Annotated in this window: 22 protein-coding genes and 1 riboswitch; of the genes, 7 read left to right on the plus strand and 15 right to left on the minus strand. The window is 68.1% G+C overall.

All coding sequences use genetic code 11. The features are described from left to right. Positions 1-22: 22 nt before the first annotated feature. The 3 genes from QM732_RS07935 to QM732_RS07945 all read right to left on the minus strand — a co-directional run bounded on the left by QM732_RS07935 (position 23) and on the right by QM732_RS07945 (position 2,037). Complete coding sequence (locus QM732_RS07935) at positions 23-1,123, minus strand: DUF5694 domain-containing protein (RefSeq protein WP_415655628.1); 1,101 nt, start codon at positions 1,121-1,123, stop codon at positions 23-25. A gap of 22 nt (positions 1,124-1,145) precedes the next feature. Beyond that, on the minus strand, positions 1,146-1,406 hold the full coding sequence (locus tag QM732_RS07940; RefSeq protein WP_415655629.1) for a hypothetical protein: 261 nt from the start codon (positions 1,404-1,406) through the stop codon (positions 1,146-1,148). A 163-nt stretch (positions 1,407-1,569) separates the two neighbouring features. Then, positions 1,570-2,037: an Lrp/AsnC family transcriptional regulator gene (locus QM732_RS07945; protein ID WP_415655630.1), complete on the minus strand. Its 468-nt coding sequence runs from the start codon at positions 2,035-2,037 to the stop codon at positions 1,570-1,572. A gap of 127 nt (positions 2,038-2,164) precedes the next feature. Here QM732_RS07945 and QM732_RS07950 point away from each other — a divergent pair, with 127 nt between their 5' ends. The 6 genes from QM732_RS07950 to xopAW all read left to right on the plus strand — a co-directional run bounded on the left by QM732_RS07950 (position 2,165) and on the right by xopAW (position 10,106). Beyond that, a complete protein-coding gene (locus QM732_RS07950; protein ID WP_415655631.1) occupies positions 2,165-4,405 on the plus strand; it encodes an aminotransferase class V-fold PLP-dependent enzyme in 2,241 nt (746 codons plus the stop codon). A gap of 117 nt (positions 4,406-4,522) precedes the next feature. Beyond that, positions 4,523-4,957, plus strand: coding sequence for a MarR family winged helix-turn-helix transcriptional regulator (locus QM732_RS07955; protein WP_415655632.1), 435 nt, complete (start codon positions 4,523-4,525; stop codon positions 4,955-4,957). Between the two features lie 11 nt (positions 4,958-4,968). Further along, on the plus strand, positions 4,969-6,516 hold the full coding sequence (locus tag QM732_RS07960) for a DHA2 family efflux MFS transporter permease subunit (protein WP_415659351.1): 1,548 nt from the start codon (positions 4,969-4,971) through the stop codon (positions 6,514-6,516). Between the two features lie 2 nt (positions 6,517-6,518). Beyond that, the gene (locus tag QM732_RS07965; RefSeq protein ID WP_415655633.1) at positions 6,519-8,021 is read left to right on the plus strand and encodes an efflux transporter outer membrane subunit; all 1,503 of its coding nucleotides are present in this window, start codon (positions 6,519-6,521) and stop codon (positions 8,019-8,021) included. Between the two features lie 3 nt (positions 8,022-8,024). Continuing rightward, positions 8,025-9,191 carry an HlyD family efflux transporter periplasmic adaptor subunit gene (locus QM732_RS07970; protein WP_415655634.1) on the plus strand — a complete coding sequence of 389 codons (1,167 nt, stop codon included), beginning with the start codon at positions 8,025-8,027 and terminating at the stop codon, positions 9,189-9,191. A gap of 198 nt (positions 9,192-9,389) precedes the next feature. Further along, positions 9,390-10,106: a XopAW family type III secretion system calcium-binding effector gene (gene xopAW / locus QM732_RS07975; RefSeq protein WP_415655635.1), complete on the plus strand. Its 717-nt coding sequence runs from the start codon at positions 9,390-9,392 to the stop codon at positions 10,104-10,106. 1 nt (position 10,107) lies between these two features. On the opposite strand, the gene QM732_RS07980 is transcribed toward xopAW, so the two are convergent. Then, positions 10,108-11,199 carry an NAD(P)/FAD-dependent oxidoreductase gene (locus tag QM732_RS07980; protein WP_415655636.1) on the minus strand — a complete coding sequence of 364 codons (1,092 nt, stop codon included), beginning with the start codon at positions 11,197-11,199 and terminating at the stop codon, positions 10,108-10,110. Between the two features lie 58 nt (positions 11,200-11,257). Beyond that, positions 11,258-11,338: riboswitch (S-adenosyl-L-homocysteine riboswitch) on the plus strand. A 13-nt stretch (positions 11,339-11,351) separates the two neighbouring features. On the opposite strand from QM732_RS07980, the gene QM732_RS07985 reads away from it, so the two are divergent. Further along, positions 11,352-12,536: an MFS transporter gene (locus tag QM732_RS07985; RefSeq protein WP_415655637.1), complete on the plus strand. Its 1,185-nt coding sequence runs from the start codon at positions 11,352-11,354 to the stop codon at positions 12,534-12,536. Here QM732_RS07985 and QM732_RS07990 read toward each other — a convergent pair. The 11 genes from QM732_RS07990 to QM732_RS08040 all read right to left on the minus strand — a co-directional run bounded on the left by QM732_RS07990 (position 12,533) and on the right by QM732_RS08040 (position 25,674). Further along, a complete protein-coding gene (locus QM732_RS07990) occupies positions 12,533-13,456 on the minus strand; it encodes a DUF3616 domain-containing protein (protein ID WP_415655638.1) in 924 nt (307 codons plus the stop codon). The two genes, QM732_RS07985 and QM732_RS07990, sit on opposite strands and share 4 nt — an antisense overlap. After that, positions 13,453-15,270: an aminopeptidase P family protein gene (locus QM732_RS07995; protein ID WP_415655639.1), complete on the minus strand. Its 1,818-nt coding sequence runs from the start codon at positions 15,268-15,270 to the stop codon at positions 13,453-13,455. The genes QM732_RS07990 and QM732_RS07995 overlap by 4 nt, the downstream gene beginning before the upstream one ends. A 1,533-nt stretch (positions 15,271-16,803) precedes the next feature. Continuing rightward, entirely contained in the window at positions 16,804-17,013 is a 210-nt protein-coding gene (locus QM732_RS08000; RefSeq protein WP_415655640.1) for a hypothetical protein, read from the minus strand. A 1,315-nt stretch (positions 17,014-18,328) separates the two neighbouring features. Next, entirely contained in the window at positions 18,329-18,892 is a 564-nt protein-coding gene (locus tag QM732_RS08005; protein ID WP_415655641.1) for a hypothetical protein, read from the minus strand. Between the two features lie 291 nt (positions 18,893-19,183). Beyond that, complete coding sequence (locus QM732_RS08010; protein WP_415655642.1) at positions 19,184-19,462, minus strand: YbbC/YhhH family protein; 279 nt, start codon at positions 19,460-19,462, stop codon at positions 19,184-19,186. A 191-nt stretch (positions 19,463-19,653) separates the two neighbouring features. Next, the gene (locus QM732_RS08015) at positions 19,654-20,964 is read right to left on the minus strand and encodes a hypothetical protein (protein ID WP_415655643.1); all 1,311 of its coding nucleotides are present in this window, start codon (positions 20,962-20,964) and stop codon (positions 19,654-19,656) included. Between the two features lie 385 nt (positions 20,965-21,349). Next, positions 21,350-21,667 carry an NTF2 fold immunity protein gene (locus tag QM732_RS08020; RefSeq protein WP_415655644.1) on the minus strand — a complete coding sequence of 106 codons (318 nt, stop codon included), beginning with the start codon at positions 21,665-21,667 and terminating at the stop codon, positions 21,350-21,352. A gap of 167 nt (positions 21,668-21,834) precedes the next feature. After that, a complete protein-coding gene (gene kynA / locus QM732_RS08025) occupies positions 21,835-22,665 on the minus strand; it encodes a tryptophan 2,3-dioxygenase (RefSeq protein ID WP_415655645.1) in 831 nt (276 codons plus the stop codon). Then, on the minus strand, positions 22,662-23,918 hold the full coding sequence (gene kynU, locus QM732_RS08030; RefSeq protein WP_415655646.1) for a kynureninase: 1,257 nt from the start codon (positions 23,916-23,918) through the stop codon (positions 22,662-22,664). Before kynU ends, kynA begins: the two co-directional genes overlap by 4 nt. Then, on the minus strand, positions 23,915-24,556 hold the full coding sequence (gene kynB / locus QM732_RS08035; RefSeq protein WP_415655647.1) for an arylformamidase: 642 nt from the start codon (positions 24,554-24,556) through the stop codon (positions 23,915-23,917). Before kynB ends, kynU begins: the two co-directional genes overlap by 4 nt. Positions 24,557-24,798: 242 nt before the next feature. Next, a complete protein-coding gene (locus tag QM732_RS08040; protein ID WP_415659352.1) occupies positions 24,799-25,674 on the minus strand; it encodes a LysR family transcriptional regulator in 876 nt (291 codons plus the stop codon). Between the last annotated feature and the right edge of the window lie 83 nt (positions 25,675-25,757).

Genomic DNA, 25,757 nt, shown 5'->3' on the forward strand with positions numbered 1-25,757 from the left:
AACGCAGCCGGCGCTTGCCCGATCACTTCAGGATCTGGGCTGCGTCCACGATGGCAACGCCCTGCATCTGTCCAAGCCAGGCGTCGAACCACGGCTTGTGCGAGGCACCCACGATGGACAGCACGCGGGCGGCGGGTCTTTCCCGAAACGCCTCACGGATGTTGGCGACCATGCGCAGGTTGCGTGTCTCCCAGCCGGCCACCCAGATCCGCGGATAGCCTTGCGGGGAGGGCGCGCGCATCGCAGCGCTGACGTTGACGTCGGCCAGCACCTGCAGATAGCCGGTCTCGTTCACGTAGCGGTACAGCGGCAGCAGGTCGGATGCGGCCGAGAGGGTCCGCACCGTCTTCTCGCGCGCGTCCAGTTCGGCCCTGCCGGTCGCCCACGCTGCGCTGACCGCCTTGCCGAACGCTTCCTCGTCGGCAACCTTGATGTTGTCGCCGGTGTGGTCGTCCGCAGCATGGACCCGCGGCAGGCCCAGGCGCGCCGCCAGCCGTGAAGCCAGCAGGTAGTTCTCGTTGCGGCGCGTCGCGATCTGGCCCAGCAGGCCGACCAGCGCCGCATCGAGTCCGTCGCCTGGCCTGCGTTGCGTCTCGGGGAGCTGCAGCCACTGTGCATAGGCCGAAGCACGGTCGTTCGCCGCCAGCAGCAGCGCGGCCAGTTCGCGGCGCTGCGCAGGTGTCGGTTGCGCCGGCCAGGCCTTGAGCCGCGCTGCGACCTCGGCCATGGCCGACGGCACGTCCAGTCCGGTGGCCTGTCTGGCGATCTCGATGGACGGGCAGAAGTCCAGCCCGTACTTCGTCGGGTGGCGTGCGGCGAGGTCGCATTCCTCGCCCGACATCGCCTCGATCGTGATGATGTCCGGCTTGAATGCCGCGAGCCGGTCCAGCACGCCGTCGAGCGCGGCGGGGTTGAAACCCTCCGGCAGCTCGCTCAGGTGCACGGTGCCCAGCACCAGTACCTGAGCCCGCGGGCCGGTCATGTCGCGGTCCAGCCCTTTGAGGTTGACCTGGGCCTGCGCCGGGGCGGCCAGCATGAACGCAAGCAACGCGATGCCGGCCGCGATGCGGGCCGTGGTGCTTGCAGTGGTGTTGGCGGCGATCCAGGTTGCCGGCTTGCTCACGCGGGCGTCTCCTTGGCGCGGCTCAGAGCGTCCGGGCAGGGCGGTTCTGCGCCACTGTCGTCACTTCGGGCCGTTCATCCCGATGCAGCTCGTCCTCCATCCGCTGCGGCTTGGCCGCCTGCGCTGTCGACGCTATTGGTGCTACTGGTGCGAAGGCATGCTGCTGCAGCGGGGCACTCCGGGTCATGGGCTGCGCCGTGCTGTCGGCCAGGCCGATGCCGATGGCGGCGGCCGCGGCCACTGAGGCCAGGGCGATGGCGAAGGTCTGGACGACGGCGTTCATGCGGGCTCCGTTGGACTCCGTTTGACGGATGCGGTGGTGATGGTGGCAATGTCGCCGGATGCGCCAGGTCGCGCGAGCCCCGCGCGACGAATTGACGCCGGGACCGGACGAGCTGCTGTTTCGCGGGGCCGGCCGCGGCCCGAGCGAGCCGCCCGCCCGCGTCTCAGGCCACGTAGCTCAGCGGCAATGCGGTCGTCAGCTTGAGTTCTTCCATCGCGAAGCTGGAGCTGACGTCGTGCAACTGCGTGCCGGCGATCAGGCGCTTGTAGACGCGGTCGTAGGCGGCGATGTCGGGCACCACGACGCGCAGCAGATAGTCCACGTCGCCGCTCATGCGGTAGAACTCGACGACCTCGGGAATGGCCTGCACCGTCGCCTTGAAGGTGTCGAACCACTCCTGGCTATGAGTGCTCGTGCGCACGGAGACGAAGACGGTGACGCCCACGTTGACCTTGTGCGCATCCAGCAGCGCCACTTGCCGCGTGATGACGCCTGACTCCTTGAGCCGCTGGATGCGCCGCCAGCAGGGTGTCGTGGACAGCCCGACGCGCTGCGCCACCTCGGCCACCTGGAGTTCCGCGTCCTGCTGGAGGATTTCCAGGATCTTGATATCTATGGAATCCAATTTCATGAATCCAATTATGGATGGTATGAAATGCTCTTTTTGGGCGGCGTGGATCAGGTCTTGGCAAATCAATTCCATGCGCTGCTTGCCAGAATTCGGCGCACTGCTTCCCCTGCCGCCGCGGCACTGCACCATGGAAATCTATCTGGACGCCAATGCCACCACGCCCGTGCTGCCGCAGGCTCGCGAGGCCGCGATGGCCGCAATGGCCGACGACTTCGGCAATCCCAGCAGCATCCACAGCACCGGCCTGAAGGCGAGGGCGCTGATGGACGGCGTGCGCGCCCGTGCCCGGCGCGTCCTGGGCGCAAGCAGCGGCCAGCTGCTGTTCCTCAGTGGCGCGACGGAAGGCATCCAGACGGCCGTGCTGTCGGCGCTCAGTGCCCTGCGTGCCGCGCCGGCGCGCCCCGAGCTGCTGCTCTACGGCGCAACCGAGCACAAGGCCGTGCCCGAGGCGATCAGGCACTGGAACGCGCTGCTGGGGCTGGAGCTGCAGGTGCTGGCCATCCCCGTGGGACGCGATGGCCGCCACGACCTGGCCTGGCTGCGCGAGCATGCGCCGCGTGCGGGCCTCGTCTGCACGATGGCCGCGAACAACGAGACCGGCGTCATCAGCGACCTGGACGGCATCGCGGCTGCCCTGCAGGGCAGCCGGGCGCTGTGGATGGTGGATGGCGTGCAGGCGCTGGGCAAGCTGCCGCTGCGGCTGGCCGAGCGGCGCATCGACTACGCGCCGTTCTCCGGCCACAAGCTCTATGCGCCCAAGGGCATCGGGCTGCTCTATGTGCGCGAAGGCGCGCCGTTCACGCCGCTGCTGGCCGGTGGCGGCCAGGAGGGGGCGTTGCGCTCAGGTACCGAGAACATGTCCGGCATCGCCGCGCTCGGCGCCGTGCTGGCTGCGCTGGAGGAGGGCGGCGTGTTCCACGACCATGCGACGCTGTCGGAGCACCGGGACCGCCTCGCTGCCGCGCTGAGGGAGGCCTTCCCGACGCTGGTCTTCAATGCGCCACCCGAGCTGAGCCTGCCCACGACGCTGAACTTCGCCGTGCCGGGCGTGAGCTCCAAGCTGCTGCTGGACCTGTTCGACGCGGCCGAGCTGCGCGTGAGCGGCGGCTCGGCCTGCAGCGCCTCCAAGGCCCAGCCCAGCTATGTGCTGCAAGCCATGGGCCTGCCGGCCTGGCAGACGGCCTCGGCCGTGCGCCTGTCCTTCGGTCCGGTGGCGGACCGCGCCTTCATCGACGAGGCCTGCGCGCGCATCCGCGTCTGTGGCGAGTCGCTGCGCGAAAGCTGCCTCGACCCCAGCGCCTCCGGCCAGGCGCTTCCGGCCGACGGCCTCACGCGCTTCAGCGTGGACGGAGCGTGCTGCTATCTGCTGGCGGATGCCGCCAGCCGCCGCGCCGTCGTCATCGACCCGCTGCCGGAGCTGACCGATCGGCTGGCCCAGTGGTTGCGCTGTCAGAACTATGAACTCGCCGCCGTGCTGGACACGCACAGCCATGGCGACCACGTCTCGTCGGCGTCGGCGCTGGTGCAGGCCGCCGGACAGCCCCGGGGCGCCGTGGAGCCGCTGGGCTGGCCGGGCGGAACCGATGCCATCGAGCTGGGCGCCTTGCGGCTGACGCGCCTGGCCGTTCCCGGCCATACGCAGGATTCGACGGCCTATCTTCTGGGTGACGCGCGCGGCCGGCGCCTGGCCTTCGTCGGCGACGCGGTGATGCCCGGCGCGCTGGGGCGCAGTGACTTTGCGCAGAGCGCGCCGCTGGCCTACGGCGCATCGCTGCGCCGTCTGGAGCAGGCCGTCGGCCCGGGACTGCTGCTGCTGCCCGGCCACGACTACGACGACCGCTTCGCCACCACGCTGGCCGTCGAGTGCGCGGCCCAGCCGCTGCTGGCCGACGTGCTGGCAGGGCGACTGGACGACGCCGGCTTCGCCGCCGCCAAGGCGAGCCTGGAGCGCGGACTGGCCTTGACCGAGTACCAGACCGTCGCCTGCGGTGCCCGCGTGGACGGCGGCTGCCCGCTGGCGTCCAGCGAGCTGAGCGTGGCGGGCTTGCGCGGCCTGCTGGGCGAGCACCCGGATCTGCTGCTCGTCGACGTGCGCGAACCCTACGAGCAGCGCCTGGGCCAGGCGCCCGAGCCGGGCGGCTCCGTGCGCCACGAGGCGGTGGCGCTGTCCGGCCTGCCTGACGCGCTGGGACGCTGGCTGGCGCTGCCCGCCACGACGCCCGTGGTGTTCTTCTGCCGTAGCGGCAACCGCAGCGCCCAGGCCGCCCAGGCGCTGCGCCGCCTGGGCCACGAGCAGGCCTGGAGCCTGGGCGGCGGCCTGGCACTGTGGCCGCGCCTGACGGCGGCGGACGCCGCCTTCGCGATCTGAGCCCCCGACCTTGAGATCAAGCCCCCGGCCACGACGGGGTTTTGCGCCGGGGTGCGGCGCTCGCTAGAATTTAATAGATGGCTAACGATTAGCCAGATAACGAATGGCGGGCAAATCATGGCTTCGACGGAAGAGCGCTTCTCGATGGCGTTGCACAACACGACGCGCATCTGGCGCCAGGCACTGGATCGCCGGCTGAAGGATCTCGGCGTCAGCCAGGCCGGCTGGCTGGCCATCGCCAACATCGCCAAGTCCAGGGATGCGCTGTCCCAGATCGAGCTGGCCAACCGGCTGAACGTCGAAGGCCCCACCGTCGTCAGCCTCGTCGACCGCCTCGTCAAGGCCGGCCTCGTCGAGCGTGTGCCCTCCGAGACCGACCGGCGCATCAAGCACGTCGTGCTGACCGAGGCCGGCCAGGCGATCTACGCCAAGGTCAAGGCCGTGGCCGATGCCTACCGCAAGGAGATGCTTGCCGGCATCGACAAGGACCGCCTGCTCGCCGCGGCAGGGGTGCTGGAAGAGCTGCAGGCCAAGGTCGAGGCCAGCCTGTGACGACGGCCGCCATGCAGGGCGCCGCCGTGCCGGAGCCCGAACGCAACCGCGTCATGATCACGGTGTCCATCATGCTGGCCACCGTCATCCAGGCGCTGGACGGCACCATTGCCAACGTCGCGCTGCCGCACATGCAGGGCAATCTGTCGGCCTCGCAGGACCAGATCACCTGGGTGCTGACGTCGTTCATCGTCGCCTCGGCCATCACCATGCCGCTGACCGGCTGGCTGTGCGACCGCTTCGGCCAGAAGACCATCTTCCTGGCCTCCATCGGCGGCTTCACCGTCGCCTCCGTGCTGTGTGGCATGGCCGGCAACCTGACCGAGATCGTGCTGGCACGCTTCATCCAGGGCGTGTTCGGCGCCGCGCTGGTGCCGCTGTCCCAGGCGGTGCTGCTGGACATCAATCCGCGCGAGAAGCACGGCCAGGCCATGGCCGTGTGGGGCATGGGCGTCATGATCGGTCCCATCCTCGGCCCCACGCTGGGCGGCTGGCTGACCGACGCCTACAACTGGCGCTGGGTGTTCTTCATCAACGTGCCGGTCGGCGCGATGGCCTTCTACGGGGTCTGGAAGTACATCCACGGCGCCAAGCCGGCGCGCAGCATGCGCTTTGACCTGTTCGGCTTCGCGACGCTGAGCCTGGCCATCGGTGCGCTGCAGATGCTGCTGGACCGTGGCGAGCAAAACGACTGGTTCGCCTCCACCGAAACCTGGGTCGAGGCCGTCCTGCTGGCCATCAGCTTCGCCTATTTCGCGGCCCACACGGCACTGCGCCCGCCCGGCCAGTCCTTCTTCGACTACCGGCTGCTGAAGAACCCCAACTACGTCACCGGGCTGCTCTTCGTCACCATCGTGGGCATGGTGCTGTTCGCCACGCGCGCGCTGACGCCGTCCATGCTGCAGGGCCTGATGGGCTATCCGGCGGCCCTGGCCGGCCTCGTGACGGCGCCCAGCGGGCTGGGAACCATGGTGGCGATGCTCATCGTCGGCAAGCTCGTCGGCAGGGTGGACGTGCGCCTGCTGCTGACGGTGGGTTTCGCACTGACGGCCCTCTCGCTGTGGCAGATGAGCCGGTACACGCTGGTGCTGTCGCAAAGCGACATCGTCTGGCCCGGCGTCATCCAGGGCGTGGGCCTGGGCCTCGTCTTCGTGCCGTTGAGCACGGCCACGTTCGCCACGCTGGCACCGCAGATGCGCGCCGACGGCACGGCGATCTACAGCCTCGTGCGCAATATCGGCAGCAGCGTCGGCATCGCGCTGGTACAGGCGTTCCTGACGCGCAACGTGCAGGTCGCGCATGCGTCCATCACCGAACACGTCAACATCGCCAACCCGATGCTGCAGGACCCGACCGTCACCGCGGTCTATGGCTCCGGCGGCGCTGCCGGAGCCACGTTGCTGAACGCCGAGATCACGCGGCAGGCCTCGATGCTGGCCTACATCGACGACTTCTGGATGATGTTTCTCGTCACGCTGGCCATCATCCCGCTGCTGCTGCTGATCCGTCCTCCCAAGGCCCAACCCGATCCGTCTGCCGCCCACGCAGCCATGGAGTGAGCATGCTGCCCCGTCATTCCCCCCTTCGCCATTCCCCCGCGCCGACGCGGCTGGTGACCGCGCTTTCTGCCGCGCTTTGCGCCGTGTTGTCGGCTGCGGCGCTGAGCGGCTGCGTCAGCATTCCGCCCGAGCCGCACGCGGTCGTGCTGCCTGCCGTCGGCGATACCCGGCTGCCCGACGACATCCGTCTCGCTGGCGACCACGCCTGGCCCGGCGAGCGCTGGTGGACACGCTACGGCGATGCACAGCTCGATGCACTCGTCGACCGCGCATTGCAGGACAGCCCGACGCTGGCCGCCGCGGCTGCCCGCGTCGGCGCGGCGCAGGCAGCCCTGGCCGTCAGCCGCGCCGCCGCCGGTGCCGAGGCCGGCGTGACGGCGGATGCCAACCGCCAGCGCTACTCGTCCAACGGCCTGTTCCCGGAACCCATAGGCGGCGGCACGTTCAACGACTTCAACGTCAGGTTGCAGGCCCGCTACGACTTCGACCTGTGGGGACGCAACCGCGCCCAGGTCGCCGCGGCGGCGGGCGAGGAGTTCGCGCGTCGGGCCGAGGCCGCCCAGGTGCGCCAGGCGCTGGCCGGCTCGGTGGCACGCAGCTACTTCGAGCTGCAGGCCCTGTGGGCGCTCGCCGCCAACTTTCGCGAGCAGGCGTCGGCGCAGCAGCAACTGGTCGATGACAAGGCCCGGCGCGTCGCGCACGGCCTGGCCGCAGCCGACGAGCCACGCGTCGAAGCGGCGCGGCTGGCCGAGCTGCGCGCGCACATCGCCGAGGCCCAAGCCAGCGCCGTCGGCCAGCGCGAGGCGTTGCGCGCGCTGCTGGGCCATGGCGGCGAAGCCGTGGCCACGCTGCAGGAGCGAGCGCTGCCGGCCGGCCAAGCCGCACTGCCGCCGCGGCTCGGCTATGAGCTGCTGGCCCGCCGCCCGGACCTGCAGGCCGCGCGCTGGCGCGTCGAGGCCTCGATGAGCCGCGTCGAAGCGGCTCAAGCGGCCTTCTATCCGGACGTCAACCTGAGTGCCTCGCTGGGGCTGGACGCATTGACGCTGCCCGGCCTGCTGAAGACCGCCAGCCGCACCTTCTTGCTCGGCCCGTCGCTGGCGTTGCCGCTGTTCAGCACGGGAACGCTCAAGGGCCAGCTCGGCGGCGCCCGCAGCGCTCGCGACGAACTGGTCGCCGATTACGACCAGCGCGTGCTCGACGCCGTGCGTGACGTGGCCCAGGCCGCCAGCGCGCTGCAAGGGCTGGCCGCCCAGGCCGGCCAGCAGCACGAGGCCACGGCGTTGACGCAGGCCCAGCAGCGCAGCAGCGCAGCCCGCCAGCGCCAAGGCCTGGCCGACCGCGCCGCCACGGTGCAGGCCGGCCTTGCCGTGCTGCGTGCACGCCAGACCGAGCTGCAGCTTGCCCGCCAGCGCCTGCAGACCGAAGTGGCCCTCACGCAAGCCCTGGGTGGCGGCTTCCATGCCGAAGCCAGCGCCCAGGCACCCACACAGATCACGCGGAACTGAATCATGTCCACCACCGAACCCGTCACCCCATCCCCGCTTGAACGCAAGCGCCGCCGGGCGCTCGCCGGCATCACGGCGCTGTTCGTCGTGGCCGGCCTGCTCTATGCCGTCTACGCAGTGCTGGTGCTGTCCAAGCGCGAGACCACCGACAACGCGTACGTCGGCGGCAACATGGTCACGCTGTCGTCGCAGGTCACCGGCAACGTCGCGGAGATCCGCGCCGACGAGACCCAGCTGGTGCAGGCCGGTGCGGAGCTCGTGAAGCTGGATCCGGTGGACGCCGAGGTGGCGCTGGCCCAGGCCGAGGCACGCCTGGGCGGCGCGGTGCGCCAGCTGCGCGAGCGCTATGCCGGCGTGCCGCAGTACGAAGCCACCGTCGAGCTGCGCCGCCAGGACTTGAAGCGTGCCCAGGACGACCTGGCACGCCGCCAGCCGCTGGCCGCCGACGACACGCTGCCGGCCGAGGAGATCGCCCATGCCCGCCAGGCCGTGATGACCGCGCAGGCTGCGCTCCAGGTCGCGCAGCGCCAGGTGGAAGCCGCCCGCGCCGGTGTGCAGGGGGTGGCGCTGGCCCAGCACCCCAGCGTGCTGGCCGCTCGTGCTGACTACGTGGCTGCCTGGCTCGCATTGCGCCGCAACGCGGTCTTGTCGCCGGTATCCGGCTACGTCGGCAAGCGCAGCGTTCAGGTGGGCAGCCGAGTGATTCCTGGCACTGCACTGATGTCCATCGTGCCGCTGGAGCAGCTCTGGGCGGACGCCAACTTCAAGGAGTCCGAGCTGCGCAACATCCGTGTCGGGCAGCCGGCCCTGCTTTCGGCCGACACCTACGGCGGCAAGGTGGAGTACCACGGCAAGGTGCTGGGCCTGTCGCCCGGCACCGGCAGTGCCTTCTCGCTGCTGCCGGCGCAGAACGCCACCGGCAACTGGATCAAGGTCGTGCAGCGCGTGCCGGTGCGCATCGCGCTGGACCCGGCCGAGCTGCGCGAGCACCCGCTGCGCGTGGGCCTGTCCATGGACGTGAGCGTCGACACGCACGACACCGCAGGCGCGGTGCTGGGTACTCCGGCACCCGCCACGCCCGCTTACGCCACGCAGGCGCTGGGCCAGCCGCTGCAGCAGGCGGAGCACGCGGCCGACGCGATCATCGCGAAGCAGTCGGCCCACGGCTGAGGCGCCCCTTTTCCGGTGATTGCCCGGGGATCGCCCGAACAGCGCTGCAATCCGGGCGCAGTTCGGGCCTTGGATGGCTGCTTTGTGTCGGCCCGGACATAGGGCGCATACGAACGGTTGACGCGTGCCCAGAAGAATGAATCGTCCCGCAGCCACAGGGCCGCGAGGCGATCCACAACCCTTCTGAAGGAGCAGCCAATGAGCACGATCAGCGGCCTGGGCGGTGCCAACCGGTCCTGGGACAGCGCGCAACAGACCCGCAAGGCCGAACACGACGCACGCATGTTCGCCAAGGTGGACAGCGACGGCAGCGGAGGCGTCGACGCCACGGAGCTGGCGCAGATGCTGAAGCAAGGCAACGCGACCGGTGACGCCGACAGCGCGGCGCTGCTCAAGCAGATGGACAGCGATGGCGACGGCAGCCTGTCCAGTGACGAGCTGAGCCAGGGCATGCGCGACCTGATGCCGCCTCCGGCCTCGACGCTGGACTTCGCGCAGGCCCGTGCCGGCTCCGGCGACGAGGAGGATGGTGACGCCGATTCCTTCGCCGCGCTGGACACCGACGGCGACGGCCAGCTCTCGCGCGCCGAGTTCGAGGCTGCACGTCCGCAACAAGGACCCCAAGGGCCGCAGGGCGCCGGTGGCCCACCGCCCGCGCAGTCCGGCGGCACGCAGGCGACGTCGGCCTCGTCGTCTACCAGCTACGACCCGCTGGATACCAACCAGGACGGCACGGTGTCCGAGATCGAAAGGCTGGCGGGGCAGCTCAAGGAGCTCGCCAAGGCAGGCGCCGACGCCGATGGCCAGGGCGCGACGTCCGACATCGCCGTGCTGGCGCAGAAGCTCTACGACCAGATCAGCAAGAACTGGCTGCAGCCGGCCGCACAGACCCAGGGCGTGGACACCAGCGCCTGATTCAGCCTGGCCGCTCACCCAGCCGTTCGGCCACCGCTTGCGCCAGTGCGAGCGAGGCCGTCAGCCCCGGCGACTCGATGCCCAACAGGTTGACCAGGCCGGCTTTCGTGTCGATGCGGAAGTCCGCCGCCGGCTCACCCGGTCCGCTCAGCTTGGGTCGGATGCCGGCGTAGGCGGGCGCCAGCGCTCCCGCCGGCAGGTCCGGCCAGTAGCTGCGAACTTCGGCCTCGAAGGCAGGGGCCAGCGCCGGATCCACCGCATAGTCCAGTGCGTCGGGGGCGGTGTCAGGCAGCCATTGCACGTCCGGCCCGAAGCGGGCCTGGCCGCCCAGGTCCAGCGTCAGGTGCACACCCAGGCCGCCGTCGACCGGTAGCGGGTAGATCAGCCGCGAGAACGGTGCACGCCCGGCCAGCGAGAAGTAGTGGCCGCGCGCAAAGCGCAGCGTCGGCGCCGCGACGCCGAGAGAGGCCGACACCTGCGCCGCGAAAAGTCCGGCGGCGTTGACGACGTGCCGCGCGCCCAGCTCGAAGCTCCCCACCTGCAGCTGCCAGCCGCCGTCGCGGCGCATGCCGCCGCTCACCGGGCTGGCTAGGGCCAGCGTTGCGCCGGCCCGTTGCGCGTCACCCAGCAGGGCGGTCATCAGCCCGTGGCTGTCGACGATGCCGCTGGACGGCGACCACAGCGCGCCCTCGGCCCGCAGCGCCGGCTCCAGCGCCCGCACCGCCGCGCGGTCAAGCAGCTCGAGATCGCCGACGCCGTTGGCCGCTGCCTTGGCGGCCAGCTCCAGCAGCCGCGGCAGGTCGGCCTCGCGCGTCGCGACGACCAGCTTGCCGCAGCGCCGGTGCGTGATGCCGCGCGCCTCGCAGTAGTCGTAGAGCAACTGCCGGCCGCGCACGCACAGCTGCGCCTTCAGGCTGCCGGCCGGGTAGTAGAGCCCGGCATGGACGACCTCGCTGTTGCGCGAGGAGATGCCGGTGCCGATGGCGCCCGCCGCCTCGATGACGACGACCTCGCGTCCGCGCAGCGCCAGCTCGCGCGCCACAGCGAGGCCCACGACGCCGGCGCCGATGACGGCGACTTCCACCTGATCCATGGCCGCAGTGTGCCTTGCCTAGAATGCGAACCCTGCCGCGGCGTATCCTGCGGCGCGTCCCGCCGAGGGGTGCTGCGACGGAGGCCGGGAGCCTCCGCCACGCTCGGTGGTGGCGTCAGGTCAAGGGCGCCCTCTGTGAAGAAGAGGCTCTCTTGCATCCGTCAACGTCCGCATCGATACGCACCATTCTGCCGCTGGCCCTCGTCACCGGCGTGAGCATGGCAGCGATGGATCTCTACCTTCCGGCCGTGCCCGCATTGCAGCTGGGCATGGGCATCAGCGTGCCGCTGGCCCAGGCCACCATCGCCGTCTACCTCGCCGGACTGGCCGCCGCCCAGCTGCTGTGGGGCGAACTGCTGAACCGGCTCGGTCCGCGCCGCTGCATGGAGGTCGGCCTGGCGCTGCTGGCGCTGACCAGCCTGGGCTGCGCACTGGCCCCCAACATCGAGACGCTGCTGGTGCTGAGGCTGCTGCAGGGCGTCGCAGCCGCGGCGGCCACCGTCGTGGCGCCCTCCGTCGTGCGCGCCACGCTGGCCGACGCCGATGTCGTGCGCGGCATCGCCGCCATCTCCATGGTCGAGGCCATCGTGCCGGCCGCCGGTCCCGTGCTGGGTGCGCTGATGCTGACGGTGGTGGACTGGCGCGGTACCTTCTGGGTGCTGGCGGGCCTGTCGCTGCTGGTGCTGCCCTGGGTCGTCAAGATCGCGCCGCGCCAGCTGCCGGGACTCAACCTGGCCCACGATGCAAGCTACGCCGCCATCCTGCGCAACCGCAGCTACCTGCGGCTGGCGCTGTCGCACGCGCTGTGCATCGGTGCGCTGCTGACCTTCCTGGCCAGTGCGCCGCAACTGCTGCAGCACGCGCTGGGCCTGGGCTCCAGCGCATTCGCGCTGCTGCAGGTGCTGGGCGTGGGCAGCTTCATGCTGGGCGCGTCGCAGTCCGGCCGGCTGGCCAAGCGGCTGGGGCACGCGCGCGTGGTGCGGCTTGGCGCCAGCGCGCAGGTGCTGGCCTGCACGCTGGCGCTGCTGGGTGCATCCCTCGGGCATCTGCCCTATGCGGCGGTGGTGGCGTACTGGATGTGCTTTTGCGGCTCGCTGGCCATCCGCGGGCCGGCCACGTTCGTGGACGCACTGGCCGTGCCGCCCGCGCAGATGGGCCGTGCGACGGCCATGCTGATCCTGGCGCTGCTGGCGGCGGGCGCCCTGGGCACGCAGCTCGTGGCGCCGTTCCTGGGCGGGGAGGGCAGCGCCGTGCCGGTGTTCTGCGGCGTCCTGGTGCAGCTGCTGGCCAGCGCGGCGCTGGTGTGGCGCTACCCGGCGCCGCCTGCTGCTCGCTAAGGCTTGAAGTCGAGCGCGCGGAACGAGCGCATGGCTTTGTCCGCGTCCTTGCAGGCCTTGTTGCCCACCAGCACGCCGCCATCGTCGCTGAGCAGCGTGAGCTGGCCATCGGGCCAGGCGAACAGCGCCTCCGGCCTGAGCGTGCCCAGCTCCACCTTCAAGGCCACGGGCGCATCGCCCGGCTTGCCGCTCCAGCGCAGCAGCGCGAACGTACCGTCGTCGGCCGGCGGGCCGGCGGCGATCAGGTAGCCGTTGCCCACGCGTTCGATGGAGCGCACGCCGCGGCCGCCCAGGTCCAGGCGGATGGCGCTGCCAAAGCGCGCCGGGCCCTTGCCGTCGACCAGTTCGGCGGGGTTCAGCAGCGGGATGACGATGGCCAGGCCTCGCGGGACGGGATTGCGCAGCCCGATCAGCAGGCTGCCGTCGGGCGCCGCGGCCAGGCCTTCGATGTTGAAGCCGCCGTCCGCCTCCGCTGCGCGCCGGGCCGCGTCGGCCAGCTTGAGCTGAGCCAGGGCAGGTGCCGCGAGCAGATCGGCCAGCAGCGCCGTGTAGGGCTTGCCGACGGGCTCGACCGTCGCGCCGCGCACCTGAGTGGCAAAGAAGCGGTGGCGGTCCTCGCGCAGCTTGCCGGCGCTGTTGCGGGCGTGCGAGGCGATCCAGTAGATGCGGTCGCCGACCTGGGCCGAGCCTTCGAGGTCGGCTTCCTTGTCGGTCTTGAGGAACTTGTCGAGCCGGAGCTCGCCGACGGCCCGGGGCTCGCCGCGCCTGTAGATGCTGAGCTTGTTGTGCTCGTCATCGGCGACGACGAAATGCCGCGCGTCCAGCGCCACTGCGGCCGAGGCGTCGCACAGGCCTTCGTAGCGCGTCTGCGCCGCGGCCGCGCCCGCCGCGATCAGCAGCAGCGCGGCCAGCGCTCTCATGCCGCCAGCGGCTGGGTGCGTTCGTTCAGCCAGGCCAGGGCTGCGCCGCTGACCTTGGGGGCCAGGCGCTCGCGCACCGTCGCGTGGTACTGGTTCAACCACTCGACCTCGTCGGCACGCAGCAGGCTCATGTCGATGCAGCGCGTGTCGATGGGACACAGCGTCAGCGTCTCGAACTCCAGCATCTCGCCGAAGGCGTTGTTCTCGGGCGTTGTGATGGCGACGTTGAGCACCAGGTTCTCGATGCGCACGCCCCACAGGCCAGGCCGGTACAGCCCGGGCTCGATGGACGTGATCATGCCGGGCTCCATGGCCATGGCCGGCTCGCCGATGGCCTTGGAGATGCTCTGCGGGCCTTCGTGCACGTTCATGAAGTAGCCCACGCCGTGGCCGGTGCCGTGGCCGTAGTCCAGGCCATGCTCCCAAAGCGGTGCGCGGGCGATGGCGTCCAGCATGGGGCTGAGGGTGCCGCGCGGGAAGCGGGTGCGCGACAGCGCCAGCGTGCCCTTGAGCACCAGCGTGTAGTCGCGCTTGTGCTCGGCGCTGACCGTGCCGATGGGCCAGACGCGGGTGATGTCGGTGGTGCCACCAAGGTACTGGCCGCCGGAGTCGATCAGCAGCAGTCCGTCGCCCTCGATCTGGGCGAAGGACTCGGGCGTGGCGCGGTAGTGGGGCAGGGCGCCGTTGGCCATCCAGCCGGCGATCGTGCTGAAGGACAGGCCCACGAAGCCCGGGCGCTTGCGGCGCGCGGCCGTGAGCCGGGTGTCGATGTCCAGCTCGCTCCAGCGCTCGCCGCGGGCCAGGGAGGCCTCGAACTCGGCATAGAACTCGCACATGGCGGCGCCGTCCTCGGCCATGGTCTCGCGGATGAAGGCGGCCTCGGCGGCGGTCTTGCGGCTCTTGAGCAGCGTGCTGGGGTTGATCTGCTCGACGACGGCGACGGTGGCCGGCACGGCCTCGCGCAGGCCCAGCGTCACGCGGCGCGGATCGATCAGCAGTTTGGCCGTCGCGGGCAGGGCGGCCAGGGCCTGGGCGGCCTGGGCGTAGGGCGCCAGCTGGATGCCGTCGGCCGCGAGGCGGGCCTCGACATCGGCCGGCAGCTTGCCCGCGCCGATGAACAGTTGGCCGCCGTTGGGCGCCAGCAGCAGGTGGGCGATGAAGACGGGGTTGCACTCCACGTCCGAGCCGCGCAGGTTCAGCAGCCAGGCCACATCGTCGACGGTGGAGATGAGATGGTGCGTGGTCAGCGCCATCGCCATCGCGGCACGCACGCGGGCCAGCTTGTCAGCGCGGCTGACAGCGGCCTGGGGCGGCAGGTGCTCGTAGACGGGTTCGGTGGGCAGTCCGGGACGGTCGTCCCAGGCGTCCTGCACCAGGTCCAGATCGGTGCGCAGCGTGACGCCAGCGCGCTGCATGGCCGCGCGCAGCGCGTTGGCCAGGGACAGGCCCAGCACCTGGCCGTCCACGGCCAGCACCTGGCCGGGCTGCAGGGCCTTGGCAATCCAGTCGATGTAGAGCGTGGATGCGCCGGTGGGGATCTTCTCCAGCTGGATGCCGCTGCCGGCTAGCTGTGCCTCGGCCTGTGCCCAGTAGCGGCTGTCGGCAAACAGCGCAGCGCGCTCGCGTGTGACGACCAGGCTGCCCATGGAGCCGGTGAAGCCCGACAGGTATTGCCGGCCCTGCCAGCGGTCGGGCAGGTACTCGGACAGGTGCGGGTCGCTGGACGGCACCAGCACGGCATGCGCGCCGTGGGCGTTGAGGGCATCGCGCAGGCGCTCGATGCGCAGGCGGGTTTCGGAGGTGCGGGTGTCCATGGTGGCGGACCTTGGTCGGCTGAAGCGGTGGCTGGATTCTAGGTTTCCCCCGCAGTAGATCTGGACGGCGGCGGCGAGATTGCAGGCCGTCATCGCGACGGCGGCGATGGACGAGGTGTTGCGCAACGCCTGATGCTGCGAGAACGGGCGGCATGCGCATCAACCGCAGCAGTGGAAGGACATCGCCATCCAGTCGCTTGCTGCGCCCGAAGAGTCCAGAGCGAGTCCGTCGCAGACGAAGGTCGATCGGCGACGCATCCAGGAACTGGAGTGGGAGTTGCGTCGCAAGGACGCGGCCTTGGTGGAGACGGCGGCGCTGCTGGTGCTGACAAACAAAACGCAGGCGATCTTCCAGAGAAACATGCAGGGCGAGGACGAGTGATCGGCCTGGAGGATCGCCAAAACACGCCCGCAACATCGAAGCGGCCTGCGGGCCGGTGCTCGGCTGCACAAGGTTTGCGAAGTGGTCCGCATCGCCGCACGCACGCACGGTACACGCACCCACGGATGAAGACTGAGCTATCAGTGCAGCCGAATTTGACGATAAGCTGCTTCCGATCCGCCTGGAGTGGCTAGGCTGAATCCGAGGACTCTCGGGTAAGGAGGAGTCGCAGCAAGTACACCCGTACCCATTGCCCGAGATTCCGTTCAACGTTGACGTCGGGTCGAGGGTGGCGAACTGGCCTATGTGGGCTGGTGCAACGACTGGTCTGCCGTCTTTGCCACGGATCAGATTTACTTTAGGTTTCTGAGGGTTGTTGGTTGATGAATGCAGCAAGCCGCGCTGATGCAAAACATCTTGGGTTTGGAGTCGGCGGACTTCTTGCGATGGCAATCGTCCTTGGGGTCGAGTGGTTCAATGGGGCGCCCCCCGTTCGTTCCGATCTCAAGTCATTCGAAGGCAGAGTTGTTGATTCGCGCATTTCCAGCTCCAAGGGGCGAATCTATGCTGAGGTACGAGTCCAGGATCACGCTGGGGGTGCGATCTTGGTTCAACGAATCCCCCGGCAGTTGGCGCCAAAGGTGGCGAAGTTGTCGCCGGGCGCTTCCGTTTCTGCATTGATTGCGGAGAAGACCTTCACCGGCGTAGGAGCCGGACCAGAGCGTCTTTCGATGTGGCAACTCTCTATCGATGGGACGTCAGTCGTTTCCTATGACGAGCTACGGAAATTCCACGCCACCGAGTCGGCCGGCTGGAGGGCTTTTGCGTATGTTCTTGGTGCCGGTGGTGGCAGCATTCTGGTAGTCCTTGGGCTCAGGCGTAAACGGCGTACAGCCACTGCCGGGTGATCGAGCCGACCTGCCACATGATGCCCCGGAAAAGTCGGTTGCGAAAAGCGACTAAGGCGATCCTCGAAGCCAGCGACGGCTTTCGTTTCGCGCTCATGCGGCGCCTGAAGTGAGCTGATCGTCCGACGCTGCGCGAGGGATAGGCAGTCATGCACGCGGTCAACGGTTCAGTCGTGGGGAGCGTGTCGACGGCGGTCTAGATCCGGTGTAAGGGCGACGCCCCTGTCAGTCAGACTACTTCCGTCAGCCGTTGCTGGAACCCATACGCGCCCGGACCAACGCTTCAAGATAGCGGGTCAACCCTTGCGCCATGACATCGGCCTGCGCATGGAAGACTTCCGAGCATGTTTCATTGGGTTGGATGGCGTTCACGATCAACTGCTCAAGGCCAAGGTCAGGCGACTCAAGCATGGGTGCAAGCGGCGCAACGAGTCGGTCGGTCGGCACGTGCATCCCCCGGTATTCCCCTGCTGGACATCGTTCCCCTTTGGCTTTTGCTTTGAGGCGCTGGCCGAATCAGGGCGAAGGACCACCAAATTCCGACGGCCTGGCTCCGCCAGCCGCTGAATTCAATCGGCGCGCGGCCTCTTCCTTGCATTGAGCTGGGCACTTGTGAGGGCCGCAACAGACGCGTAGCAGTTTTAGCTGCCCGCCGAATCACCATCCGGGCGCAGACCTTGAACTGTCAGCTCCTCAGCGTCCTGTGGCACGCCTCTATCCGATTCAACGCGATTGAGTAGCCGTCGCTGCCATAGATCTGCCTCCCAGCAGCCTCCAGCGCGTCTTTCGGCTCCGAGTGTGATCGCATCTCATGTGCGAGCTTGGATCGAAATTTCGGGTCAATGCAGCCCGCTTTCATCGCGCTGGCCCTGATCAACTGGACAACAGCATCAGCTTGTGGATTGTGACGTCCGGGAAGCTGGGTTGCCCCGTAGTGCAAGATCTGCGTCAACTCGTCCGGCGCCTCAACGTCGGGCTTGCCACTGCCCCGACATCTCGCGAACACTTCCACCATCCGCGGCTCGTATCCAGTCCAATTTGTTAGCCTGTCCGAACTCAGCCTCCAGCACTTGGACCAAGCGGAAACGGAAGGGCCATCCTGTGCCGTCGCTTTCAACACCGCGACATAGAGGTTCTGGGTATGACTCATGTGAGCGTGGTATTCCGCTTCAGTCCATTGCTTGCCGTGCCGCTCGATTTCGTTCAGCGCGCGCTTGAGTTCCCATCTCGCCTGGGCCAAGGACGTGCTCGGTGGGCGGCTCGCACAGCATGTCGCTACATCACCGCGAATGGCATCCACCTCCCGCCCTCTGTTGCCTGGCGGTTCCGCCTTTCCAGTGGTGCCGGCGGGCTCCGCAGGCCGTGCGATGGCTATGCAGAAGACGCCCACGATGAGCGCGCGTGGTAATGACATTTGCAGCATGACGTTGCCCTGCTTGGGGTCTCACGGTGGCCCATGCTAGGGACGCGGTGCTCAGGTATGCATCCTCCATTGTGGTGAAGTCGCCTGCCCGGTAGAAGCCTTTTGCCAGTCGGCAGCCACACCAGGCGCCGAGATTGCCACCCGAGTCGCTCGACGACTTCTTCGGCGCAGGCAGCCCGATCATGGCTATCGATGCGTTCGTCGAGGAACTGGATCAGCCGGGGCCTGCATTTGATGGCGCAAACCCCGCAACGACTGGTCGGCGCGGCACGCCCCCCTGCGGGACCGCCCGAGCGAAGCGTGGGTTTGGTGCTGGGCGGACGCTCAGCGCCGCCCGGCCTTCAGTCAGTCCTTGCACTTCCCGGTTGCAGCCGCGTGGATCAGAAAGAGGGCTGGCAGCGCGCCTCCCAGACCGACCGGGCCGACACGCGGTTCGTCGTGCTTCAGTGCATCGGATCTCAGGCAGCTCGGAACGGCAGCATCCGCGATAGTCGCAGCGAGAGTCTCGGATTGCGTCACCCGTTCGCTTCTGAATGACTTACCCGCGGCGTTCGCCATCCGCTCAGCCGGAGACCTGCCGGCGTCGATCGCATTGCGCAGGGTCTGCCCGCCTAAACGAAGAGGAGCTTGTACCTGCGGCTCGGCAGCGTCAATCGGCGAGCCCGTCACTTCCGTCGACGCAACAGGAGTCGGTTGCAAAACAGCGATGGGCGCTGGAGGTGTCGCCTGAGACCTTGAGGTCTTTGCCGGTGATTCGCGTGACGCGATGACGAGACGCTTTTCGCGTTGGACCGGCTTCAGGGGCGGCGGCAGATAAAGCGACACCGAAATAGCAGCCGGACGGTGCGCCGGGCTAGGCGCCGCATGCTCCGCCAGAAACAAGACCCGCATGAGGGAGAGGGTGGCCACGGCCGCAACAGTGCCGGCAACCGCTTCCCTTCGCCAGAGATCGCCGGTCGCGCGAGGCCATCCCACTTCCCGGCTCACAGGACACCTGCCTCCGCGGCGAGGGACAGGGTCGACTGCTGGTCCCTGTGTCCTCGGGTGAGCTCGACCACCCGATCAGCGATGGGCCAGACCGAAGAACGGTGCGTCACAAAGATCGTGGTGAGCAGATGTCGGCAGAAGGCCGGCCATTGCCCGCGATGCATGAGCGCACGCCAGCGCGAAACATCTTGCTCCAGAAGCGAGATTTCCCGTTCACATGCCATGCGTGACATAGACGACTCTGCCATCTGTCTTGGAAATCCGGGCCTCCGCGACGCCGCCTACGGTGCCACGCGGCAGGGAACCTTCCACATGCCAAACGCCTTGAACAAGCGTGGCTTTGAAAGGACGTTGCGACTCAATCTGCTTGGCACCGTAGATTGGCTTCCAAATGGCTACGGCGATGGCGATCGCAGTTCTGGCATCTGGCACCAAGCCATTCGGCGGGACATGGCCGCCGCCATTTCGCCTCACCAGTTCCTGCGGTGACATCGCGCCGCGTCAAGACGACCGCGCTGAGCGCAGCGCCTTGGAGCCGCCCCTCTCAGTGGTCGGGCTGTCGCTGGATGTGACGGTCATGTTGCAGTCTGAACCCACAATGCAACCCGTCGAACTTTGTAGAGCACTGCTGCAAGGGCCGCGACCCGAGACGCTTCTATTGAACGATCAGGTGAGCGATCTGCCTAAAAGAACTCCGGGTGCTGCGCAGCCAGTGAACTCTCCATCTGGTTGATCGATCGGAAGTTCGCAAATCCAGGCGCTATTTTTCGGCCGATATCCCAGCAGCGCCACGCACGCGGCATGTCGAAATCGACAAACATGTTGTCGCCCAAGTCCTTGTAGACGCCGGCGATGAAGGGATTGGATTTCAGAACTTCGAGGAAGAGCTTCTGAGCGGCACCACGCTCTCCGAGCATCGCCCGATTGTTCGCTTCGAATATCCGAAGAACATAAGCTTTCGTCGTGGCGCTCTTGGCAACATCGGCAATGTCGACGACCGCTTTGGATAGGTCATCCTTCGACTTGGCGCTCAACGCCACAGTCAATCGGCGCACCGCATCATTTGCCTTGACCAGCTTTTGCTGGTCGGCGTTCAGCGGCGCTGGCGCCTCCCCTGTCATGAGAGTCCACTCGACGATTCCTAGGAATGCGTCAAGCCCCCGGCCCTCCCGCAGCGCTGTGTCAAGCTCGTCCTTGCTGCGCTGCCGCGCGTTCGATAGGTCATGCGGCGTGAATGCGACCGCCCGGTCAAGGGCCTGGTCCACCGGGTTGTCCGATCCGGACGCTGGTCGTATTGGGAGTGCCGACGCGTCAATTGTTCGACCGTTGTTGGAACTAACACTCCGAACGGTCACGGTATGCGTGGTCGTTCCGCCGACGTCGTAAGTGACCAGGGAGAGGTTCTTCGGAATTGAATTCGCCTGAGCGAGTGCACTGAGAATCTGCGGGTGTCCGCCAAATGTGTACCGAATCAACTGGGCGAACATTCGCGCTTCGGTCGTTGACGCGGGCATCAGGCGGACGCCCTGGCGAAACATCACCTTCGGGCCGGCATAGAACACCTCATCCGTGCCCTCGGTCGTGACCCGAAGCGGCGAGGACGGCTTGTCTTGCACAGCCAGATTGTGTTCGTTGTCGACTTGGGCCATGGCGGAGTCATCCACCTTGGATGCAGACAGCGCGCCTCCCAGAACGCTGCGATTCCGAAACTCGTAGACCCGAAATCCAACGGTGTCGTACAGCGAATAATCGACTCTAGTCTTCGTGCGCTTGTCGATGACAGAGCGCTTTCGGGAAGCGAAGTCGTAGACGATGGTCTCGCCAGTCGATTCGACCATCAAGTAATTTTCGCCAAGCGTCACGTCAAAAGTAGCCTGTCTGTCCGGCGGAACTCTCGACGCACCGGCCTTGGCCCTAACGTGGCTACCGACGTCAAGTTGAAGACTCACGGCCGCTCGTGCTGAAGTCGCGATCAGCAATGCAATCGCAGGCATGCACGCAAGCACGACTGCCACTAAGGGCCTCAGGAATCTTGGCATGTAGCTCCCCATGTTTGTTCTCGGCGCTTCACGAACGATCGAGATTGTTCTCGCGCCAATCCTAGCCTTCCCTACGGCCAGTCATGCTCGGGCGCTTTCGGCCGAAGACCGGGCAGCGATCAAGCGGCGACAACTGGCAGCAGCCGCTGCGGACGAGCCACCACAAACCAGATGTCGGCCGAAGACAAATCACACAGGGGTGGCGTTGCGGCCCCCCTGCAGCCTAGCCGAAGGCAGCCTATTGCCGGCGACAGCTTCTGGCTGCTGCCCTTGCCATTGCCCGCGATGCATGGACGCACGCCAGCGCGAAACGTCTTGCTCCAGCAGTGAGATCTCCCGTTCACATGCCATGCATGACGTAGACGACTCTGCCATCTGTCTTGGAAATCCGGGCCTCCGCGACGCCGCCTACGGTGCCACGCGGCAGGGAACCTTCCACATGCCAAACGCCTTGAACAAGCGTGGCCTTGAAGGGACGCTGCGACTCGACCTGCTTGGCGCCGTAGATTGGCTTCCATATGGCTACGGCGATCGCGATCGCAGTTCTGGCATCAGGCACCAAGCCATTCGGCGGGACATAGCCGCCGCCACTTTCGGCCCTCGGCTCTGCCAAGCAGAGGGCCGGAGCCAACAAGAGTAAAGCAAGGATTGAGCGCATCTGGCGTCCGGGAAAGAGATGGGTTGCCGCGGACAATTTTGCTCGGCATTCAGTCGCGAAGGAACCCATCGCCAATGCCCCGCTGCCAGCCACAGGGAGCGCCCGCAAGGGACAGAAAAGGTCCTGCTCGAATCAGCGCGCGCAGTGGACCGCGCACCGCCCCAGCCTCAAAGCTCCGTGCGCAGCGCCCACAGCTCCGGGAACAGCACCACGTCCAGCATCTTGCGCAGATAGCTGACGCCACCCGTGCCGCCGGTGCCTCGCTTGAAGCCGATGACGCGCTCCACCGTCGTCACGTGACGGAAGCGCCAGAGGCGGAAGGCGTCTTCCAGGTCCACCAGTTCCTCGCCCATCTGGTAGAGGTCCCAGTGGGCCTGCGGGGTGCGATAGACCGTCAGCCAGGCGGCCTTGACGCCTTCGTCGGCGACATGGGGCTGGGTCCAGTCGCGGTCGAGGTTGGCGGCCGGCACGGGGATGCCGCGGCGCGCCATCAGCTTGAGCACCTCGTCATACAGCGACGGGGCCTCGTAGGCCTCGCGCACCTGGGCCAGCAGGTCAGGCCTGTGCTCATGGGGCTTGAGCATGGCTGGGTTCTTGTTGCCCAGCATGAACTCGATGCGCCGGTATTGCGCGCTCTGGAAGCCGCTGCTCTTGGCGAGGTAGGGGCGGATCGCGCTGTATTCGGGCGGCGTCATCGTCGCCAGCACGTCCCATGCATGCACCAGCTGCTCCATGATGCGCGACACCCGGGCCAGCATCTTGAAGGCCTCGGGCAGCCGGTCGGCCGCCACGTTGGCTTGCGCCCCGTGCAGCTCGTGCAGCATGAGCTTCATCCACAGCTCCGAGGTCTGGTGCTGCACGATGAAGAGCATCTCGTTGTGGTCGGGCGAGAGCGGTTGCTGCGCGCTCAGGATGGCGTCGAGCTGAAGATAGTCGCCATAGCTCATGTCCCGGGAGAAGTCGAGCTGGGCGCCGTGGTGTTCGATCTTGTCGCTCATGTCACTGCGTGGCGTTGCATGAATTCGGGCCTGCGCCAGGATTCGGTGGCGAGGATGTCGACCAGCACGTCCACTGCTTCCACCACATCCATGTGGCGCGTGTACAGCGGCGTGAAGCCGAAGCGCAGCAGCGCGGGCTCGCCAGCGCGGAAGTCGCCAATCACGCCGCGCGCGATCAGCGCCTGCATCACGGCATAGCCGTCGATCTCTGCCGGCAGCGAGAACGAGACCTGCGAGCCGCGCAACGCGGCGTCGCGCGGCGTCGCGACGCGGGCCTGCGGCACGCGGGCGTCCAGCTGGGCGATGAAGGCCTCGGTAAGTGCCAGCGACTTGGCGCGCAGCGCGGCCATGCCGCCCAGCTGCTGCGCCACGTCGAACACGTCCAGCGACGCGTCCAGCGCCGTCATCGCGAGCACTGCCGGCGTGCCGCACTGGAACTGCTGTATGCCTTCGGCGGGCCGGTAGTCGGTGGTGAAGGCGAACGGCGCCGCATGGCCCAGCCAGCCTGTCAGCGGCTGGCGGGCGCGGCCGGCGTGGCGCGGGTGCATCCACACAAAGGCGGGAGCGCCGGGGCCGCCGTTCAGGTACTTGTAGCCGCAGCCGATGGCGAAGTCGGCGTCGGCGCCGCGCAGGTCCACCGGCACGCCGCCGGCGCTGTGGCACAGGTCCCACAGGGCCAGGGCGCCAGCCTCATGAGCCAGGCGCGTCAGCTCGACCATGTCGTGCATGCGGCCGCTTCGGTAGTTCACGTGCGTGAGCATCAGCACCGCGCAGCGACCGTCGAGCAGCGCCGGGATGTCCTCGGGTGCATCGGCCAGCACGAGCTCGCCGCCCTGGGCCTGCACCAGGCTTTGCGCGATGTAGAGGTCAGTGGGGAAGTTGCTGCGCTCGCTCACTACCACGCGGCGCTGTGCCGGCTGCATTTGCAGCGCTGCGTGCAGCACCTTGTAGAGGTTGATGGACGTCGAATCGGCCACCAGCACCTCGCCAGGCTGCGCGCCTATCCACGGCGCCAGGCGGTCGCCGAGCTTGCGCGGCTGGTGGATCCAGCCCGCGCTGTTCCAGCTCGCGATCAGGCCCTGGCCCCATTCCTGTTCCACGGCGCGGGCGACGCGGGCTGGCGTGGCCTTGGGGCAGGCGCCCAGGGAGTTGCCGTCCAGGTAGATGACGCCGGGCGGCAGCGTGAAGTGCTCGCGCAGGGGCGCCAGCGGGTCGTGCGCATCGAGCGCGAGGGCTTGCTCTCTTGAGGTCATGGAAGTTCTCGGAGGACGGCGCGCACCGGCGAGGCACAGGCGCCTTGAAGCTTCAGGGGCAGGGCGATCAGTTCGTAGTCGCCCTCGGCCACCTCGTCCAGCACCAGGTTCTCCAGCACGCGCAGATCCAGCCGGCGCAGCTGCTGGTGGCTGTCCAGCACCTTGGAGTCGGCCGGGTCCACGCTGGGCGTGTCGATGCCGATCAGCCGCACGCCGCGCGCTGCCAGCCAGGCGATCGCCTCGGGGGCGTAGGCGGTGAAGGCTGGGTTCCACACCGTGTCGGCTTGTTCGCAGCAGCGCACCAGCACGCGGGGCGGCAGGTCCTGCTCGGCGTGGCGCAGGTGCTCGACGGTGATCAGCGGCGCAGCACCTATGGCGTGGATCACGCGGCAGCGACCCAGGTAGGTGTCCAGCGGGACGTCGGCAATCGCGGGCGCGTCGTTGGCGTAGTGCAGCGGCGCGTCCGCGTGCGCGCCCACATGCGGCGACATCGTGACGGCGCTGAGGTTGACCGGGCAGCCGGGCGACAGCCGGGCCGTCCAGCGCAGGCTGTAGGGCTCGTCGCCAGGGAAGATGGGCGCGTCTGGTGCGACAACGGGCGAAATGTCCCAGAGGCGAGGGGATGCGTTGGAAGGCATGGCGGGCGGCACCATAGCTTTGCCTTGACGGTCGTGGTGTCGGTTAATTCCAACTGCGTGTCAACCAGCGAAGTCGGCGTGCAACAAGCGGTCGGGGCTGGCTCCGGCAATGCGCGGCCCATGGGTCCCCGTCGGCTCATGGGTGTTCATCGGCGTTTACCGGTGTCTAACGGCGCTCGGAGGCGCTCAGGGCCGCTCATGCACGCTCATGGGCGGAACGTTGCCCGGCCGGGGCGTCGACGTCAGGCCGGGGGCCGGGTCGCGAGAAAGCCCTCGCGCAGTACGCCGGTCGCGTCGTTGCGCCACGCCGCGAATACCGCTGACGGCTCGATGGCCTCGGTCAGCGGCCGGAACACCGCCCCCTGGATGCCGGCCTGCTGGAAGGCGGCCGGCACGATGCTCACGCCCAGTCCCTGGGACACCAGCGACACCACGGACAGCCAGTGCCGGCCCTCGTGCTGCAGCCGCGGGTAGAAGCCGTGCTGGCGGCAGATCTCGACGATGCGGGCGTGATAGTCGGGCGAGCCCTTGCGCGAGAACAGGATGAAGGGCTGCTCGCTGAGCGCGCTGAGCGGGATGGACGTCAACGCCGCCAGCGGGTGGGCCGCCGGCAGGCAGGCCAGGAAGGGCTCGCTGTACAGGGGCTGCGAGGCCAGCGCCGGCGGCAGGCGGTCGGTGTGGACCAGGCCCAGGTCCAGCTCCTCGCCCAGCAGCGCGTCGATCTGGTCCTGGGAGTTCAGCTCCACGACGATGACTTCGACCTTGGGGTGATCGGCCTGGAAGGCCAGCAGCCAGGCGGACAGGCCGTTGAACAGCGTGGAGCCGACAAAGCCCAGCCGCAGCCGTCCCACTTCGCCGGCCTGCACCTCGCGGGCCTGGGCGCAGGCCTCCTCGGCGCGTGCCAGCAGCGCGGCGGCGCTCGCACGAAAGGCCTGGCCCGCCGGCGTCAGCCGCACGCCCTTGCTGTCGCGGTCGAACAGCCGGGCGCCCACGCTGGCCTCCAGCTGCTGGATGGCGACCGACAGCGGCGGCTGCGTCAAGCCCAGGCGCTCGGCGGCTCGGCCGAAGTGCAGTTCCTCGGCCAGCGCAATGAAATAGCGCAGGTGCCGGAACTCCATCGAGCGGGCTGCGGTGTGGATGTCCATAGGTATTGCGAATCGTCGAAGTCGTTTCTTGAATTGGACACGAATCGAGACGAGAG

Origin of the sequence: Roseateles sp. (genome assembly GCF_047654805.1) — a bacterium.
Classification (GTDB): Bacteria; Pseudomonadota; Gammaproteobacteria; order Burkholderiales; family Burkholderiaceae_C; genus Pelomonas.